Raw genomic sequence first — 16,280 nt, 5'->3', positions numbered from 1 at the left:
TCTGGTACGCTCACCTGACATGCGTGACCCTGCCCGTGACCCGCGCCCCCTCGTCTCGCTGGGCGACCTGGCCTGGGACGTGCTGGCCAAACCCGACACCCTGCTGCTGGCGGGCGGAGACACCACTGGCCGCCTGGAACTGTCGGGCGGCGGCAGCGCCGCCAATCTGGCGGTCTGGGCGCAGCGATGCGGCCTGAGCAGCCACTTCGTGGGCAAGATCGGCCGCGACCACTTCGGGGAACTGGCGGTGGCCGAGCTGCAGGACGAGGGCGTGCAGCCGCAGGTGCTGTGGTCCGGGGAGCACCGCACCGGGGTGGTGCTGGCGCTGATTGACCAGCGCGGCCAGCGGGCCATGCTGAGCGGCCAGGGCGCCGACTGGGAGCTGCTGCCCGAGGAGCTGCCGGTCTCTCTGCTGCAGTCGGCGCGGCACCTGCACCTGACCGCCTGGAGTCTGTTCCGCGACCCGCCGCGCGGTGCCGCCCTGGAGGCCGCCCGGCTGGCCCATCAGTCGGGCGCCACCCTGTCGCTGGACCCGGGCAGCTTCCAGATGATCCAGCAGGTGGGCCGCGAGGCGTTCCTGGCGGTGCTGGACCACATCCCCTTTGACGTCATCTTTCCCAACGCCGATGAGGCGGTGGCGATGAGCGGCCAGGCCGACCACCAGCGGGCGATGGACTGGTTCCGCGAGCGCTACCCGGCCGCACTGGTGGTGCTCAAAATGGACGAACAGGGCGCGCTGATCGACGGCCCCCAGACCATCCGCACGCACATTCCGGCCACCCGCGACACCCTGATGGACGCGACCGGCGCGGGCGACGCGTTCGGCGGGGCGTTCCTGGCCCACTACCTGCGCTCCCATGACCCGCTGGGGGCCGCCGAGTGCGCCACTCAGGTGGGCGGCTGGGTGATCTCGCGCTTCGGGGCGCGGCCCCCGGCCGACGCAGACCTGCAGGCCCGGCTGCAGCCGTATCTGGTGCAGGGATGACCACCCTGCGGCGGCGTCCCCGTATCTGGCTGCGCGTGCTGCTCACGCTGCTGCTGCTGATCGTGGCGGTGGTGGCCGGGGTGGGCTGGTACGGCTATCAGCTGACCCGGCCCGCCGCCGGCAGCCACGCGTACACCCTGGAAGTGAAGCCGGGCGACACCCTGCCGGCCGTGGCCCGCCACCTGCAGGACCAGCAGGTGGTGCAGTCCGCGGACGCGCTGCGGGCCATCATGCGCGTGCGCGGCACCGCCGGGCAGCTGCGTGAGGGCCTCTATACCCTGCCGGCCCGGCTGGACGCCTTCCAGGTGGCCGAGCGACTGGCCCAGCCGCCGCGCCCCCGGGTGGTGAGCGTGACCATCCCCGAGGGCAAGCGGCTCAAGGACCTGCCAGCCATCTTCAAGGCGGCGCGCCTGGGCGACCCCTCCACCCTGCCGCGCGCGCTACAGGACGCCCAGCGGAGCCGCTACGCGCGCGGCAACCTGGAGGGCTTCCTGTTCCCCGCCACCTACCCCTTCCGTCCGGAAGCCACCAACGCCGAGATCGTCCAGGCGCTGGTGGACCGGATGCAGCAGGAGTTCACGCCGGAGCGCGTGGCCGCCGCCCGCAAGCTGGGCCTGGACGTGCGCGGCTGGGTCACGCTGGCCAGCATGGTGCAGGCCGAGGCCGCCAACAGCGCCGAGATGCCGCTGATCGCGGGCATTTTTCTGAACCGGCTTCAGGACGGCATCGCGCTCGGCAGCGATCCCACCGTCGCCTACGGGCTGGGCAAGGAACTCAACGAGCTGGACCGCTCGGCCGGCGACTTCACCAAGGACACGCCCTACAGCACCTACACCCGCCAGGGCCTGCCCGCCGGCCCGATCAACAACCCCGGCGAGGCGGCGCTGCTGAGCGTGCTGAAGCCCACCCGCCTGCTGGCCAGCGGCAAGCCGGCGCTGTACTTCGTGCACGGCACCGACGGCCAGATTCATGCCAACGCCACCTACGCCGCCCACCTGCGCGACGTGGCCCGCTACCGCTGAGGCTCCGGCTCGTCAATCCGGGTCAGCCCCTCCACCCGCCCGGCCAGGTCCGGCTGGTCCAGACCGCGCAGCGCCCGCGCGGCCCGGGTCACGCCCGCCTCGTCAATGCGGCCCTCATTCCAGCCGGCGATCAGCATGGCGCAGCCCTGCAGCGCCTCACTCACCTGCTCCTTGTGGAACATGGCCGCCAGGTTGCCGGGCCGGACCGGTTGGCTCTGCTGCACCTCCTGCTGCACGCCCATCACCACCTGCATGAAGATCTGATCGTATTTCTGGCGGTCTTCCGGGGAAATCTGCTTGCCATTGGTCATGCCGGCAGTGTAGTTCAGGGCCGGCGCAACTCTGCGGGCAACCGGCACGTATTACGCACCGGGCATCACCATTCCGGTCACGGGGAGTTCCCGGCCCACAAGGAGCACAAGCAGCCATGACCCGTTCACAGACCGCCGCCAGTTTCCAGAACATGTTCAGCCAGAGCGCCGCCGTGCTGTCCAGACCCAGCGTCGCCACCTTCGAGCGCTTTGAGCGGGCCGGAACCACCCGCGACGCGTTCATGTACGTGGCGCTCGCCGCCCTGGTCTCGGCCGTCATCGCCGGCTTCTTCGGGATCTTCCACAGCGGCGTGAACCCGCTCAACCAGTTCGTGGTGCGGCTGATCGGCACGCTGATCGGCTTCGGCGCCTTCACCGGGCTGGTGTACGTGATCGGTCGCAACCTCTTCAAGGGCACCGGCACCTACCCGGAGGTGGCCTATACCTTCGCCCTGTTCTATGTGCCGATTGCCATCGCGGCCACCGTGATCGGCATCATCCCGATTCTCGGCTGGCTGGTGTCGTTCGTGCTGGGCCTGATCAACGTCTACTTCGGCTATCTGGCGGTGCAGAGCAGCATGAACATCCGCGATCAGGCGGGCGCCATCGTGACGCTGGTGCTGTCCGGGGTGGGTCTGGTCATCGTGAACGCGCTGGTGTACAGCCTGTAAGCGCGGGGCGGAACACAGCGCGGGCCGATGGAGAGTCTCCATCGGCCCGCCTTCTGCCGTGCTCCGCTACTTGGCGATCTCGACCGCCCGGCTCTCGCGCACCACCGTCACCTGCACCTGACCGGGGTACTCCATGTCCTGCTCCACCCGGCTGGCAATCTCGCGGGCCAGCAGGGTCGCCTGGGCGTCGCTGACCTTCTCCGGCTGCACCAGCACCCGCACCTCGCGGCCCGCCTGGACCGCGTAGGCCTGCTGCACGCCGGGAAAGCTGACCGCGATGTGCTCCAGCGCCTCCAGCCGCTTGATGTAGCTTTCCAGCTCCTCGCGCCGCGCGCCGGGCCGGGCCGCCGAGATGGCGTCGGCGGCGGCCACCAGCACGCTGTAGAGCGTCTCGCCGTTCTCCGGGTCGTGGTGGTGGGCAATGGCGTCCACCACCTCGGGGCTCTCCCCGAAGCGCCGCGCCAGACTCACGCCAATGTCCACGTGGGTGCCTTCAATCTCACGGTCGATGCTCTTGCCCACGTCGTGCATCAGGCCCGCACGGCGCGCCACCGACACGTCCAGCCCCAGCTCCGCGGCCATGATGCCGGTCAGGTGCGCCACCTGCACGCTGTGCTTCAGCACGTTCTGCCCGTAGCTGGTGCGGAAGTACATGCGGCCCAGCAGTTGCACCAGCCCCGGCTTGATGCCCACCACGCCCGCCTCGATGGCTGCCTCCTCGCCCTGGTTATGAATGAAGGCCTTCATGTCATCCTGGGCGCGGTGCACCATCTCCTCGATGCGGCTCGGATGGATGCGGCCGTCCTGCACCAGCGCTTCCAGCACGTGCCGGGCCACCTCGCGCCGCACCGGGTTGAAGCTGCTCAGGATCACCGCTTCCGGGGTGTCGTCAATGATCAGGTCCACGCCGGTCAGCGCCTCGAAGGCCCGGATGTTGCGGCCCTCGCGCCCGATGATGCGCCCCTTCATGCCGTCGCTGGGAATCGGCACCACCGAGACGGACAGCGCCGCCGAGGTCTCGGAGGCGCTGCGCTGGATGGCCTGGGCGATGATGTGGCGGGCCTGCCGCTTGGCGTCCGCCGTGGCGCGTTCCTGCATCGCCTTGACCCGGATGGCCTTCTCCTCTTCCAGCTCCGCGTCCAGCCGGCCCAGGATCTGCTCGCGCGCCTGTTCCTGGCTGAGCCCGGCCACCTCGTACAGCTTGAGCTCCACCGCACGGGTCCGCTCCTGCAGGCCCGCCTCCTGATCAGTCAGGCGCTTGTGTTCGCGCTCCAGCCGTTCTTCCAGCGTGTCGAGCTTCTCGCCGCGGGCATCCAGCTGCTCGGCCCGGCGGTTGAGCCGCTCGATCTCGCGCTTGAGTTCGTCGCGCTCACGCTTGGTGTCCTGGCGATCGGCCTGGAGTCCCTCGCGCTCGCGCTGGGCGTCGGCAATGGCCGCGTCGCGCTGCAGCATCGCCGCGTCGCGCTGGGCTGCCGCCTGCGCCTGCCTGTGTTCTGCCTCCTGATGCACCCTGCTGGCGTCTTCACGGAGCCGCGCCGCCTCGGCCCGGACCTGCTGGGCCTGCGTCTCCGCCTCTGTCCGGATCCGCTCGGCCTCAGCCCGCGCTTCCCGTTGCAGCTGGTCGTCGAGCACGGCGCGTTGGCCCCGTCCCCGTCCCCAGCCGTACCACATGCCGCCTGTCAGACCGATCAGAAGCGCCAGAATGACATAGAGATAAGTCATGTCGCTCCTTTGTCATGATGGCGTGCTTCCACCCGCCGCACAGTCCGGGAAGCACGCCGTGTAGATGGATGTTTCGAGTGTGAACACTCCCTGACAGTGTATACGCAAGCACGTGCGGGAACGTGCCGGAAGGTGGGAAGGCACAGGCGAAGGGCCGACCCGCATGGCGGGTCGGCCCTGGAAGACAGCGGTGGCGCTTCAGCCGGCCTGAGGCGCACTGCCGGCCACGCTGCCGCCCCAGGTCTGGCGCTCCCGCTCAGCCAGGTCGCGGTGCAGAGCCAGGATCGGCTCGTTGCCCTGGACGCCCCGCTCCTCGATGGCGCGCGCGGTGGCGCTCTCCAGGTAGCTGAGGCGCAGCAGCTCATCGGTCCGCAGGCCGTCGCGGGTGGCGCGCACGCCACGCTCCTGCCGCAGCGAGGCGCTGTTCATGCCCAGCACGCTGCGGTTGCTGATGCTGCCCAGCTGACCGTAGATGGGGCCGCTGCCGCCGTGACGGGCCACCGTGCTCATCAGGGTCTTGCGGGCTTCCTGGTTCTCCAGGCGGGCATGCAGCCAGCGCCGCGCCTCCGGCTCGGGGTTGCGCTCGGCGATCTCGGCGCTCAGGCGTACGTCGCCGCTGAGCATGCGGACCAGCCAGCCCTGCGCCTGACGCTGCCAGCGCCGGGCCTGGGTGGTCTGGGTATTGAAGGCGAGCCTCACCACTTCCGGCAGGCTGAGGGTCGGTTCCGGGCCGAACCCAAAGTCGCGCTTCGGGCTGGTGAAGTCATGGAGCTGAGCGTACGGTTCCCACGCCTCCGGGCGGGTCAGACCGAGCATCTCGAACACGGCGTCAGCCTGCACCAGACCGCCCTGAGCGGGCAGCGAGCGGGGGCCGACCTGGATCATCTGGGCAAGCAGTTTCATAGAAGTATTGTACCACAATTATGTTTATAACGAAACAGCTGGGCAGAGGTGGCTTGGCTCCGGCGATGCCCAGCGCTATACTTATTCGGCCCGGAATCTCCAGGCACACCGCACTCGTAGCTCAGTTGGATAGAGCGAGGGACTCCTAAGCCTTAGGCCACTGGTTCGATTCCAGTCGAGTGCACCACCTCAGGGACGCCGCCGGGCGTCCCGCTTTTTTGCTGGCCGCACACAAAGAACTGCGCCACCCCGGATGGAGTGGCGCAGCTTACTGGCTGGGGCACAAGGATTCGAACCTTGATCGACGCTTCCAGAGAGCGTTGTCCTGCCGTTAGACGATGCCCCAACACTGCATTCGCTCTGGACGGCTGCTCTCCACGGAAGCTCAGGAGGCAGCGAGAGGGAGTATAGCGAAGCAGCAGGGAGGCGTCAAGCGGCCAGCGGGCCGGAACGGCAGATTTTGCTTGCCCCCGCCCGCTGTGGGGTGGTACACTAGGGTGTTGCCGCGTATACGCGCAGGCTTACAGGAGGACAGGAGTTCATGGAAGACCAGGCGACCCACACCCCCGCAGAACAGAGCGGGGCCACTCAGCCCGAGCAGACGGGCACCGAAACCCAGGCCAGCACCCCCACCCCGCAGGCTGCTGCACCCACCCGCCAGGAGCAGGACGAGCGCGATTACCCAGCCATGACCATGGAGGACGTGCTGGCAAGCGAGAGCGCGCCGACCCTCCGTGAGGTCAGCCGTGGTGATGTGCTGACCGGCACCGTGGTGTTCATCAGCAATGACGGGCTGGCGGTGGACGTTGGGGCCAAGATCGAGGGGGTCATTCCCTTCAACCAGCTGGGCGACGAGCCGATCACCTACGAGCAGGCGCAGGCGACCTACAAGCCCGGCGACCAGATCGAGGCGTACGTGGTGCGCAGCGACATCGCCAACGGCCAGATCGTCCTGAGCAAGAAGCGGGCCGATCAGGACAAGGGCTGGCGCGTGCTCGCCGACATGCAGGAGCGCGACGAGAGCTTCCAGGTCGACATCATCGAGAAGGTGCGCGGCGGTCTGGTGGCCCAGATCGACGGCATCCGTGCCTTCCTGCCGGCCAGCCAGGTGGACACCCGCCGGGTCAATGACCTGGACCCCTACGTGGGGCACCCGCTGGAAGTCAAGCTGATCGAGCTCAACCGCAAGCGCAACCGCGTGATCATCAGCCACCGCGCCATCATGGAAGCTCAGAAGGCCCAGGCCCGCGAGACCACCATGGTGCAGCTGGAGCCGGGCGCCATCTTCGAGGGCGAAGTGGTCGAGATCACCGATTTCGGCGTGTTCGTCAACCTGGGCGGCATCGACGGGCTGGTGCACCGCAGTGAGCTGACCTTCGGCCGCTTCAACCACCCGCGTGAAGTGGTAAAGGTGGGCGACAAGGTCAAGGTGCAGGTCATTGACGTGGACCCGACCCGCGAGCGCATCAACCTCTCGATGAAGGCCCTGACCACCGATCCCTGGGAGAGCGCCATCGACAAGTACTCGGTGGGCCAGCGCATCAAGGGCAAGGTCACCAACCTGACCAACTTCGGCGCGTTCGTGGAGATCGAGCCGGGCCTGGAAGGGCTGGTGCACGTCTCGGAGATGAGCTGGACCAAGCGTGTGCGTCACCCGAACGAGGTGCTGAAGGAAGGCGACGAGGTCGAAGCGCTGATCCTGCGCATCGACCCGAAGGACCGGCGCATCAGCCTCGGTCTGCGTCAGACCACCGACGATCCGTGGGGCAGCCTGCCGGACCGTTACCCGCCCGGCACGCCGGTCAAGGGCAAGGTCACCGGGCTCACCGATTTCGGTGTGTTCATGGAGATCGAGGAAGGCATCGAGGGCCTGATTCACATCAGCGAGCTCGACCTGAACCGCGTCAACAACCCGGCCGACCTGTTCAAGAAGGGTGACGACATCGAAGCCGTAATCCTGAACATCGACCCGGTGGAGCAGCGCGCCAGTCTGTCGCGCCGTCGTGCGCTGGGCGGTGGCCCGGCCGTGGGCGGTGGCCAGGGACGTCGGCGGCGACTACGTCTCGCAGGGCGGCGGCGCCCGCAGCGACAGCCGGATGGGCGGTGGCCAGAGTGGCCCGCGCCGTGGCGGTCGTCGTGGCGGCGGCGTGGACTACGACTACAGCTACGCCGCCAAGGACGCCAGCGCCGGCAAGATCAGCACCAAGCTGGGCGACGTGTACGCCGACCTGTTCGCGCAGTTCGGTCTGGGCGGCAGCGACGAGAAGAAGGACGACACCAAGGGCGAGAACAAGAGCGAGTAAGCCTGTCGGTTCGGCAGAAGGGGGTGGCCTGCGGGTCACCCCCTTCTGTTTGGAAGGTCCCTCCTGCTGCGGGCAAGAGCGCGTTACCCACCCAGGCCCCTCAGCGTGGGCGGGGTTTGTGCCGGCAACTGGCTGTCCTGGGTACCGCAGACGACCCCTGTTGGCCCCGGCTGGCAGGGCCAGGTGTACGGCGCGGTGGGACTAGAACTGCTGACGTGGTGCAGCCACCATCACCGTCTGCTGCAGGTGCTGCCATACAGCAGGACCGCCCGTTGAACCGGGCTGGCCCCAGACACCCCCTACCTGATCCGACCAGAGGGGCATGCGGGGCTGGCGGCTCCGCGCCTCAAGCGGAGCGTGTTCGAGCCGTACTGTCGGCGCTGGTTGTCGTAAGGGGCGGGCCCTACAGTCGGTCGCCCACATGGACCGCCACAATGCCGAAGCTCAGCAGGCGGTACCGGGTGCGGAACCCGGTGGCCACCATCATGCCGGCCAGCCGCTCCGGTTCCGGGAAGGCCAGCACGCTCTCCGGCAGATAGGTGTACGCGCCGACATTGCCGCTGACCAGCGCCCCGATGCGCGGCAGGATGCGGCGGAAATAGAAGCGGAACACACTGCCGAACAGCCCTTGAGCCGGAGGCGGAAATTCCAGGATCACGCACCGGCCTCCCGGCCGCAGCACCCGCCAGAACTCCTCCAGGCCACGCTGGTAATTCGAGAAGTTGCGGAACCCGAAGGCGCAGGTCACGGTGTCAAAGCTGCCGTCCGGGTAAGGCAGCTGCAGCGCGTCGCCCTCCTCCAGCCGGATGTCGAGGTGCCGGGCCTGGGCCTTCTGCCGCCCAATGGCCAGCATCTGCGGCACGAAGTCGGAGCCGGTCACCTCCGAGTCGGGCGAGCGCTGCTTGAGTTCCAGCGCAAAGTCGGCGGTGCCGGTGGCCACGTCCAGCACGCGTTGCGGGCGCAGCAGCAGCGCCTCTTGGGCCGCCACCCGCCGCCAGCCACGGTCCACGCCCAGGCTCAGCACACGGTTCAGCAGATCGTAGCGGGGCGCGATGCTGGCGAACATGTCGCGCACATCGTCGGCCTTGTCCTGGTGGTCGCCCACGCGCGGGATGGTCATGTGCGGCAGCCTAGCGTGTCCGGGGCGGGGCGAGTGTACCAGGCCGTCCAGGTGAGCAGGGGCGTCAGCGTGGGGCCGCCTCCACGTTCACCGTGACCGAGCCGGCAGCGGTGCGTCCGCCCTCCTGCATGGCGGTGACGGTCAGGGTGTACTGCTGGGTCGGCCCATCCGGCGACGCGGTGAGCGTCAGCGGCACCTCCTGCCCCAGCCGCAGGCCCTCCTGGCGCTGAGGCTGCACCTGCACCGGCGCGGTTTTGCTCTGCGACGGATTGGTGGCCTCCAGCCGCAGACTGAAGCGGTCCGGGTGCGACTTGACCTCGAAGCCCCCGATGCGCACCTGCAGCTGCCGGCGCTCTCCAGCCTTCAGGGTCAGCTCCGAGAGGCCACGCCCCTGCCCTCCGGCGGGCGCCACCACCACATAGCCGCCCGCGCACCCGGCGGCCCGCAGGCCCCCGATCTGCAGGGTGCCGAAGAACAGCGCCGGGAACAGCGAGGCCACCACCAGCCCCAGCCCGAAAATCGCGCGTGGCGGCCGGTTCCACTGGCTCGCGGCCAGCCCCAGTCCACCCGGTCCCAACAGCAGCGGCACGATCAGGGCCACCAGCGTCTGACCGCGGCAGGGGTCCGGGTTCAGGCCGCTCAGCAAGCGCACGAGCACGTACAGCGCGGCGCCTGTCAGGTAGCCCAGCAGAAAGTGAACCGGCGTGGCGCGGCCCTGCGGCTCGGAAAGGGCGGGGACGGTCATGCGGGCAGGCTAGCGCGGAAGGGCCGGGGCAGGTGTACCGCCCAGTTTCAGCGCTCCTCCAGCCCCAGCTCCACCAGCCGCGTAACCAGCGCCGAGTAGCTCCAGCCGGCCGCCTCCCACAGCTTGGGATACATGCTGGTGGGCGTGAAGCCGGGCATGGTGTTGACCTCGTTGAGGTACAGCTCGCCGCTGTCTTCCAGGTAAAAAAAGTCCACCCGCGCCAGCCCGGCGCAGTCGAGCGCCCGGAAGGCCTGCAGCGCCAGGTCACGCACCTGCTCCGCGACCGCTTTCGGCAGGTCGGCCGGGATGTGCATGCTGGCGCGGCCCTCGGTGTACTTGGTCTGGTAGTCGTAGAAGTCCGCGTCGAAGCGCAGCTCACCCACCGGAGAGGCCAGCGGCGCGTCGTTGCCCAGGATGCCCACCTCCAGTTCGCGCGGCTTGCCGGCCGTCATGGCTTCCAGCACCACCCGGCGGTCCAGGCTGAAAGCCAGGTCCAGCGCCGCGTCCAGCTCCATCTCGCTGCGGACCTTGCTGATGCCCACGCTGCTGCCCATGTTGGCCGGCTTCACGAACAGCGGCAGGCCCAGATCGGCGGCCAGATCGCGCACGGCCTCCGGCTGCTCACGCCACTGTTTGCGGGTGGCCAGCCGAGACGGAACCTGCGGAATGCCGGCCGACTCCAGCACAGATTTGGTCATGGCCTTGTCCATGCTGACGGCGCTGCCCAGCACCCCGGAGCCCACGTACGGCAAGCCCGCCAGGGTCAGCAGGCCCTGCACCGTGCCGTCCTCCCCATTGGGGCCGTGCAGCAGCGGAAACACCAGATCGAAGCCGCTGACGCTGGCCACCCGCTTCAGCAGGCTCTCGCCGCCCCCCTCGGCGCGGCCCTGCTCCAGCGCCCGCACGGTGTCGGAGGGCGGCAGCCAGCGCCCCTGGCGGCTGATCACCAGCGGGGTCACCTCGAAGCGGTCGCGCGGCAGGGCCGCCAGCACCCCCCGGGCGCTCATCAGGCTGACCTCGTGCTCTCCGGACTGTCCACCGGCCAGCAGCAGAATGCGTTTCTTCATCAGGGGGCAGTATAGGGGGTGGGCTGGGTTCGGCCCGGTCACTGCGCTGGCCCGGCCAGCCGGGTGGGCTGCAGCCGCGCCTGCACACGCTACGGGTGCGCCGTGCTGGTGTCCATGTCCACCCGCCTGCTCACAGTGGCGTTAGAAGAATCTTCACCCTTCCCACCAGACACTCTCCTGACCGTCACGTACTCTGCAATATCTTGCTATATCATTCATACACCGATGACCTAGACAGCCGCCCGTTTGGGGCAGGGTCTATCAGGAGGAGATACATGAAGAAACTGGGCCTCATCACTTCTCTGTTGCTTATGGGCGGCGTTGCGTTTGCTGCCACCCCCAAAGACACCCTGGTCATCCAGGAATCGGCCGACATCCCCACCATGGACCCGGGCGTCACGTACGACACCGCCTCCGGCCAGTTCACCGAGAACATCTACGAGACGCTCTGGACCTACAAGGGCGCGAGCCTGCGTGAGTTCCAGCCGCTGCTCGCCACCGCCATCCCCAGCTACACCAACGGCGGCAAAACCCTGACCGTCAAGCTGCGTCAGGGCGTGAAGTTCCACAGCGGCAACAGCTTCACCTGCACGGACGCGGAGTACAGCTTCCGCCGCAACCTGGTGACCAACAGCGGCGAGAGCGGCAACTGGTTCCTGAGTGACTCGCTGCTCGGGACCCCCAGCAACGCCAACGACGACAAGAGCGTCACCTGGGCCAAGATCGCGGCGGCCGTGAAGTGCAGCAACCCCAGCACCCTGGTGTTCACGCTGCCCAAGCCGGACCCGGCCTTCCTCGCCAAGCTCGCCTTCACCGGCCAGAGCATCGTGGACATGAAGTGGGCCATCCAGCAGGGCGAGTGGAACGGCACCGAGGCGACTTGGCAGCAGTGGGTCGGCAAGGACCTGACCGGCGGCGGCCTGGACAAGAAGCCCAGCGGCACCGGTGCGTACCAGATGGTCAGCCGTGACGCCAACGCCATCCTGCTGAAGGCGTTCGCCGGCTACTGGGGCAAGAAGCCGAGCATCACCAACATCGTCTGGCAGAAGGTGCCGGAGCAGGCCGCCCGTTACCAGTCGTTCCTGCGCGGCGACGCCGACATCATCGAGACGGGCCCGCGCGCCAACGTGCAGGAGCAGCTGGTGGGCAAGCCGGGCGTCAAGTTCATTGACAACCTGCCGAACACCACCTCCACCGCGTTCTTCATGAACGAGAAGATCTCGGATCCAGCGGCGCTGGGCAGCGGGAAGCTGGACGGCAAGGGCATCCCCGCCAACTTCTTCAGCGACGTGAACGTGCGCCGCGCCTTCAGCTACAGCTTCGACTACGCCACCTACATCAAGGACGTGCAGCAGGGCAAGGGCATGCAGCGCACCATGCTGCTCCCCGACACCTTCCCCGGCTACACCGGCAAGGTCAAGAAGTACAGCTTCGACCCCAAGCAGGCCACCGCCTACTTCAAGCGCGCCTTCAGCGGCAACCTCTGGAAGAACGGCTTCGTGCTGAACATGGACTACCGTGCCGGCGCGTCGGCCAGCCAGACGGCCGCCGAGCTGCTCAAGAAGAACATCGAGTCGCTGAACCCCAAGTTCCGCGTGAACATCACCGCCAAGCAGTGGTCGCAGATGCTGACCGACAGCAAGAACGGCAAGGAGCCGTCGGTGATCCTGGCGTGGGCTCCGGACTACGCCGACCCGGATAACTTCCTGTACACCTTCTACAGCAGCAACGGCTACTACTACCCGCGCAACAACTGGAAGGACGCCAGCGTGGACAAGTGGCTCGACCAGGCCCGCGTGACCCTGGACCCGGCCGCCCGCAACAAGCTGTACGCCCAGGTGGCCCAGCGCGCCTACGAGCAGGCTCCCTACATCCTGATCCCGGCGGGCGTGAACTTCACGGTCGTGCGTGACAACCTGCAGGGCGTCAGCGCCGGCACCTACAACCCGATGCGTTCGGACGCCGTCACCGGCAACCTCTGGAAGGACCTCAGCAAGAACTGAGCGTCTGACGGTGCAGGCATGGGGCGGGCACGGTGGCGATGGCCGCCGTCCCGCCCCACCTGTGTGCCGGCCAAGCGTCAGGGCTTCTTAAGCACACCCTTATCCGCTCCGCGTGTATTTCTGCCTTCTCATCTCTACTCTGGAGTTCTATGTTCACGTTTATCGTTCGGCGTCTGATTCAGATTCCGGTGGTGATGTTCGTGCTGTCCCTGATGATCGTGGGGCTGTTGCAGCTGCTGACCCCCACCCAGCGGGCCGCCGGGTACATCCGCAGCGAGCAGCAGGCGGCTCAGCTGGACCGGATCATCAAGGAGCGCGGCTTTGATCAGCCGTTCCCGGTTCAGTACGGCCACTGGCTCAGCAGCACCCTGCACGGCGATCTTGGCTTCTCCAAGACCAGCAGTCAGCCGGTGCTGGACACCATCCGCACCCGCCTGCCCAACACGGTGGAGCTGGCCCTCTACACCCTGATCCCGATCGTGCTGCTGGGGGTGTGGCTCGGTACGCTCTCGGCGCTGAACAAGGACAAGTTCCTGGATCAGTTGCTGCGGGTGTTCACCATCGTGGGCTACAGCCTGCCGAGTTTTGTGCTGGGCATCCTGCTGCTCAAGTTCTTCTACGGCTCGCTCGGCTGGCTGCCGGGGCCAGGTCAGGTGGAGGTGCTCAACCAGTTCGCCATCCTGGACCCCAGCTTCCACCGCTACACCGGCATGCTCAGCATCGACGCGATGCTGAACGGCCGCTGGAACGTGGCCTGGGACGTGATCCGGCACCTGGTGATGCCGGTCCTGACCCTGCTGGTCATCAGCAGCGCCACCATGATCAAGGTGATGCGCGCGCAGATGCTGGAGGCGCTGAGCAGCGATTACGTCCGGACCGCCCGCAGCAAGGGGCTGTCGGACCGCATGGTCAACAGCAAGCACGCCCGCCGCAACGCCCTGCTGCCGATCGTGACGCTCACCGGCTTCCAGATCATCAGCCTGCTGGGTGGCGCCATCTTCACCGAAACCATCTTCGCGTACCCGGGCGTGGGCCAGTGGGTCGGGGCCGCCGCCCAGAACCTGGACGTGCCGGCCGTGCTGGGCTTCGCCCTGCTGTCGGCCATCATCGTGGTGGTGGTCAGCACCCTCACCGACCTGTTCTACGGGGTCGTGGACCCGCGCGTGAGGTTTGACTGATGACCACCACCGCTCCCGTTCCTGAAAGCAAAAAGCCGTCGCGGTTCTCGGAGTTCTGGCACTCGCGGCCGGTCGCCAAGCTGCGGCGCAACAAGCTGGCCCTGATCGGGCTGGCCATGACCATCATTTTCCTGCTGGTGGCGGTGTTCGCGCCGCTGATCGCGCGGCCCGGCGGCAACTGCCTGCGCGACCTGAACATGACCAGCCCCAACCAGATCTACAATCCGGCCGGCGCGCCGTTCTGGCAGGCCATCGTGGCGCCGCCGAACAGCTGCTACCAGACGCAGCGCGAGAGCTTCTCCCCCATCCCGACGCCGCCCAGCCGTCAGGCGTGGTTCGGCACCAGCCAGGGCTACGACATCTTCTACGGCCTGATCTGGGGCACCCGCATCATGATGAAGATGGGCCTGATCATCGTGGCGATCACGCTGCTGATCGGGGTGATCGTGGGCGCCGTCAGCGGCTTCTACGGCGGCTGGATCGACAACCTGATCCAGCGCTTCATTGACGTGCTGTTCGCCTTCCCGGGCCTGGTGCTCACCATCGTGCTGCTGACGATCCTGCCGCGCACGACCAGCAGCATCATCCTGGCCTTCTGCCTGACCGGCTGGGCCGGGTACGCCCGCGTGGTGCGCGGCGACGTGCTGCGCACCCGCAAGCTGGAGTTCGTGGACGGTGCGCGCAGCCTGGGCGCCAGCGACTGGCGCATGATCAGCAAGCACGTGATTCCCAACAGCGTGGCCTCGGTGCTGACGCTGGCAATCCTGGACCTGGGCACCATCCCGCTGAGCATCGCGGCGCTGTCGTTCCTGGGCATCGGCCTGCCGGTCGGCACCACCGACTGGGGCCAGTTCATCAGCTTCGCCCGCGCCTGGATGGACAACCAGTACTGGTACGTAACGGTGCTGCCGGCGGCGTTCATCATCCTGTTCTCGCTCAGCTGGAACCTGTTCGGGGACGCCGTGCGCGACGCCTTCGACCCCAGAACGCGCTAACCAGCTTCAACCGGCGGGGACGGCTCAGCACTGAGCCGTCCCCGCCGCTTTTGTTTACCCAAGCCCGGCGGCAGCCCAGGGCGCGGCTGCTAGCATCGGGGCATGAGGTTTCTGACCGCAGGCGAATCACACGGGCCACAGCTGACAGCCATCATCGAGGGGCTGCCGTCGCAGCTGCCGCTGGGCAAGGCCGACATCGACCCCTGGCTCAGAAAACGCCAGGGCGGCTATGGCCGTGGCCGGCGCATGGTGATCGAAACCGACGAGGCCCAGATCCTGAGCGGGGTGCGGGCGGGCCGCACCACCGGCGCCCCCATCACGCTGGCGATCGCCAACAAGGACCACCGCAACTGGACCGAGATCATGTCGCCGGAGCCGGGTGGCGAGCCGCGCAAGAAGGCCCTGACCGACGCCCGGCCCGGCCACGCCGACCTCGCGGGCGGCATCAAGTACCGCCACAAGGACCTGCGCGACGTGCTGGAGCGCGCCAGCGCTCGCGAGACGGCCGCGCGGGTGGCGGTGGGGAGCGTGGCCCTGAAACTGCTCTCGGAGCTGGGGGTGCAGGGGGCCAACCACGTGGTGAGCCTGGGCGGCATCGAGGCGCGGGAGGGGTTTGACTGGAACGCGTTGGACGCCATCGAGGACAGCGACCTGCGCACCGCTGACCAGGACGCCGCCGAGCAGATGCGTGAACGCATCGACCGGGCCAAGCGGGACGGCGACACGCTGGGCGGCATCCTGGAGGTGCGCTTCCGGGGGTTGCCGGTGGGGCTGGGCAGTTACGCGCACAGCGACCGCAAGCTGGACGGGCGCATCGCGGGGGCGGTCATGAGCGTGCAGGCCATGAAGGGCGTGGAGATCGGCCGGGCCTTCGATCAGGCGCGGCTGCCGGGCAGCGGCGTGCATGACGCCGTGTATTACGACCAGCCGGGCTACCGCCGCGACACCAACCGGGCCGGTGGGCTGGAGGCGGGCATGACCAACGGCGAGGAGCTGATCATCCGCGTGGCCATGAAGCCGATTGCCACGCTGATGAGCCCGCTGCCCACCGTGAACGTGCTGACCCACGAGGCCAGCGACGCGGCCCGCGAGCGCAGCGACACCACCGCCGTGCCGGCGGCCGGGGTGGTGCTGCAGACGGTGGTGGGCTGGGTGCTCGCCGACGCGATGCTGGAGAAGTTCGGCGGCGATACCCTGCCGGAACTGCAGGAGCGGGTGGCGGCGGCGCAGCAGTACGCGCTGCAGTACTGAAGGC

General features: G+C 68.0%; 13 protein-coding genes, 2 tRNA genes and 1 pseudogene. 9 read left to right on the top strand and 7 right to left on the bottom strand.

Annotation, left to right across the window (positions count from 1 at the left end; genetic code table 11):
* Nucleotides 1-19 precede the first annotated feature (19 nt).
* Together ABOD76_RS12820 and mltG are read left to right on the top strand one after the other, a co-directional pair.
* Nucleotides 20-985 (top strand): carbohydrate kinase family protein, encoded by a 966-nt coding sequence (locus ABOD76_RS12820; RefSeq protein ID WP_350242352.1) that lies wholly within the window; start codon nt 20-22, stop codon nt 983-985.
* The gene (gene mltG / locus ABOD76_RS12815) at nt 982-2,007 is read left to right on the top strand and encodes an endolytic transglycosylase MltG (RefSeq protein WP_350242351.1); all 1,026 of its coding nucleotides are present in this window, start codon (nt 982-984) and stop codon (nt 2,005-2,007) included. Before ABOD76_RS12820 ends, mltG begins: the two co-directional genes overlap by 4 nt.
* Here mltG and ABOD76_RS12810 read toward each other — a convergent pair.
* Nucleotides 1,998-2,318 carry a hypothetical protein gene (locus ABOD76_RS12810; RefSeq protein WP_350242350.1) on the bottom strand — a complete coding sequence of 107 codons (321 nt, stop codon included), beginning with the start codon at nt 2,316-2,318 and terminating at the stop codon, nt 1,998-2,000. The two genes, mltG and ABOD76_RS12810, sit on opposite strands and share 10 nt — an antisense overlap.
* Before the next feature lie 116 nt (nt 2,319-2,434).
* Between ABOD76_RS12810 and ABOD76_RS12805 the strand changes: the two genes are divergently transcribed.
* Nucleotides 2,435-2,989: a YIP1 family protein gene (locus tag ABOD76_RS12805; protein ID WP_350242349.1), complete on the top strand. Its 555-nt coding sequence runs from the start codon at nt 2,435-2,437 to the stop codon at nt 2,987-2,989.
* Between the two features lie 66 nt (nt 2,990-3,055).
* On the opposite strand, the gene rny is transcribed toward ABOD76_RS12805, so the two are convergent.
* Together rny and ddrC are read right to left on the bottom strand one after the other, a co-directional pair.
* Nucleotides 3,056-4,711, bottom strand: coding sequence for a ribonuclease Y (gene rny, locus ABOD76_RS12800; protein WP_350242348.1), 1,656 nt, complete (start codon nt 4,709-4,711; stop codon nt 3,056-3,058).
* A 198-nt stretch (nt 4,712-4,909) separates the two neighbouring features.
* Nucleotides 4,910-5,614: a DNA damage response protein DdrC gene (gene ddrC, locus ABOD76_RS12795; RefSeq protein WP_350242347.1), complete on the bottom strand. Its 705-nt coding sequence runs from the start codon at nt 5,612-5,614 to the stop codon at nt 4,910-4,912.
* 110 nt (nt 5,615-5,724) lie between these two features.
* On the opposite strand from ddrC, the gene ABOD76_RS12790 reads away from it, so the two are divergent.
* A tRNA-Arg gene (locus ABOD76_RS12790) sits at nt 5,725-5,801 on the top strand.
* Nucleotides 5,802-5,886: 85 nt separating this feature from the next.
* Here the strand turns inward: ABOD76_RS12790 and ABOD76_RS12785 are convergent.
* Nucleotides 5,887-5,960: transfer RNA gene (locus tag ABOD76_RS12785), tRNA-Gln, on the bottom strand.
* A 195-nt stretch (nt 5,961-6,155) separates the two neighbouring features.
* Here ABOD76_RS12785 and ABOD76_RS12780 point away from each other — a divergent pair.
* Nucleotides 6,156-7,917 (top strand): annotated as a pseudogene (locus ABOD76_RS12780) (30S ribosomal protein S1).
* 403 nt (nt 7,918-8,320) lie between these two features.
* Here ABOD76_RS12780 and ubiE read toward each other — a convergent pair.
* From ubiE to ABOD76_RS12765, 3 genes are all read right to left on the bottom strand, one after another.
* Nucleotides 8,321-9,037 (bottom strand): bifunctional demethylmenaquinone methyltransferase/2-methoxy-6-polyprenyl-1,4-benzoquinol methylase UbiE, encoded by a 717-nt coding sequence (gene ubiE, locus ABOD76_RS12775; RefSeq protein WP_350242346.1) that lies wholly within the window; start codon nt 9,035-9,037, stop codon nt 8,321-8,323.
* A 64-nt stretch (nt 9,038-9,101) separates the two neighbouring features.
* Nucleotides 9,102-9,782 (bottom strand): hypothetical protein, encoded by a 681-nt coding sequence (locus ABOD76_RS12770; protein ID WP_350242345.1) that lies wholly within the window; start codon nt 9,780-9,782, stop codon nt 9,102-9,104.
* Between the two features lie 47 nt (nt 9,783-9,829).
* Nucleotides 9,830-10,849, bottom strand: coding sequence for a D-alanine--D-alanine ligase family protein (locus ABOD76_RS12765; protein WP_350242344.1), 1,020 nt, complete (start codon nt 10,847-10,849; stop codon nt 9,830-9,832).
* Nucleotides 10,850-11,124: 275 nt separating this feature from the next.
* Between ABOD76_RS12765 and ABOD76_RS12760 the strand changes: the two genes are divergently transcribed.
* The 4 genes from ABOD76_RS12760 (at nt 11,125) to aroC (ending at nt 16,276) form a co-directional block, all read left to right on the top strand.
* Nucleotides 11,125-12,852 carry an ABC transporter substrate-binding protein gene (locus ABOD76_RS12760; protein WP_350242343.1) on the top strand — a complete coding sequence of 576 codons (1,728 nt, stop codon included), beginning with the start codon at nt 11,125-11,127 and terminating at the stop codon, nt 12,850-12,852.
* A 149-nt stretch (nt 12,853-13,001) separates the two neighbouring features.
* Nucleotides 13,002-14,030, top strand: coding sequence for an ABC transporter permease (locus ABOD76_RS12755; RefSeq protein WP_350242342.1), 1,029 nt, complete (start codon nt 13,002-13,004; stop codon nt 14,028-14,030).
* A complete protein-coding gene (locus ABOD76_RS12750; RefSeq protein WP_350242341.1) occupies nt 14,030-15,025 on the top strand; it encodes an ABC transporter permease in 996 nt (331 codons plus the stop codon). The genes ABOD76_RS12755 and ABOD76_RS12750 overlap by 1 nt, the downstream gene beginning before the upstream one ends.
* Before the next feature lie 102 nt (nt 15,026-15,127).
* Nucleotides 15,128-16,276 (top strand): chorismate synthase, encoded by a 1,149-nt coding sequence (gene aroC / locus ABOD76_RS12745; protein WP_350242340.1) that lies wholly within the window; start codon nt 15,128-15,130, stop codon nt 16,274-16,276.
* Nucleotides 16,277-16,280 lie beyond the last annotated feature (4 nt).

The organism is Deinococcus sonorensis KR-87 (genome assembly GCF_040256395.1).
Classification (GTDB): Bacteria; Deinococcota; Deinococci; order Deinococcales; family Deinococcaceae; genus Deinococcus; species Deinococcus sonorensis.
Note: the sequence above shows the minus strand (reverse complement) of the source record. Positions and strands in the feature narration are given on the sequence as shown.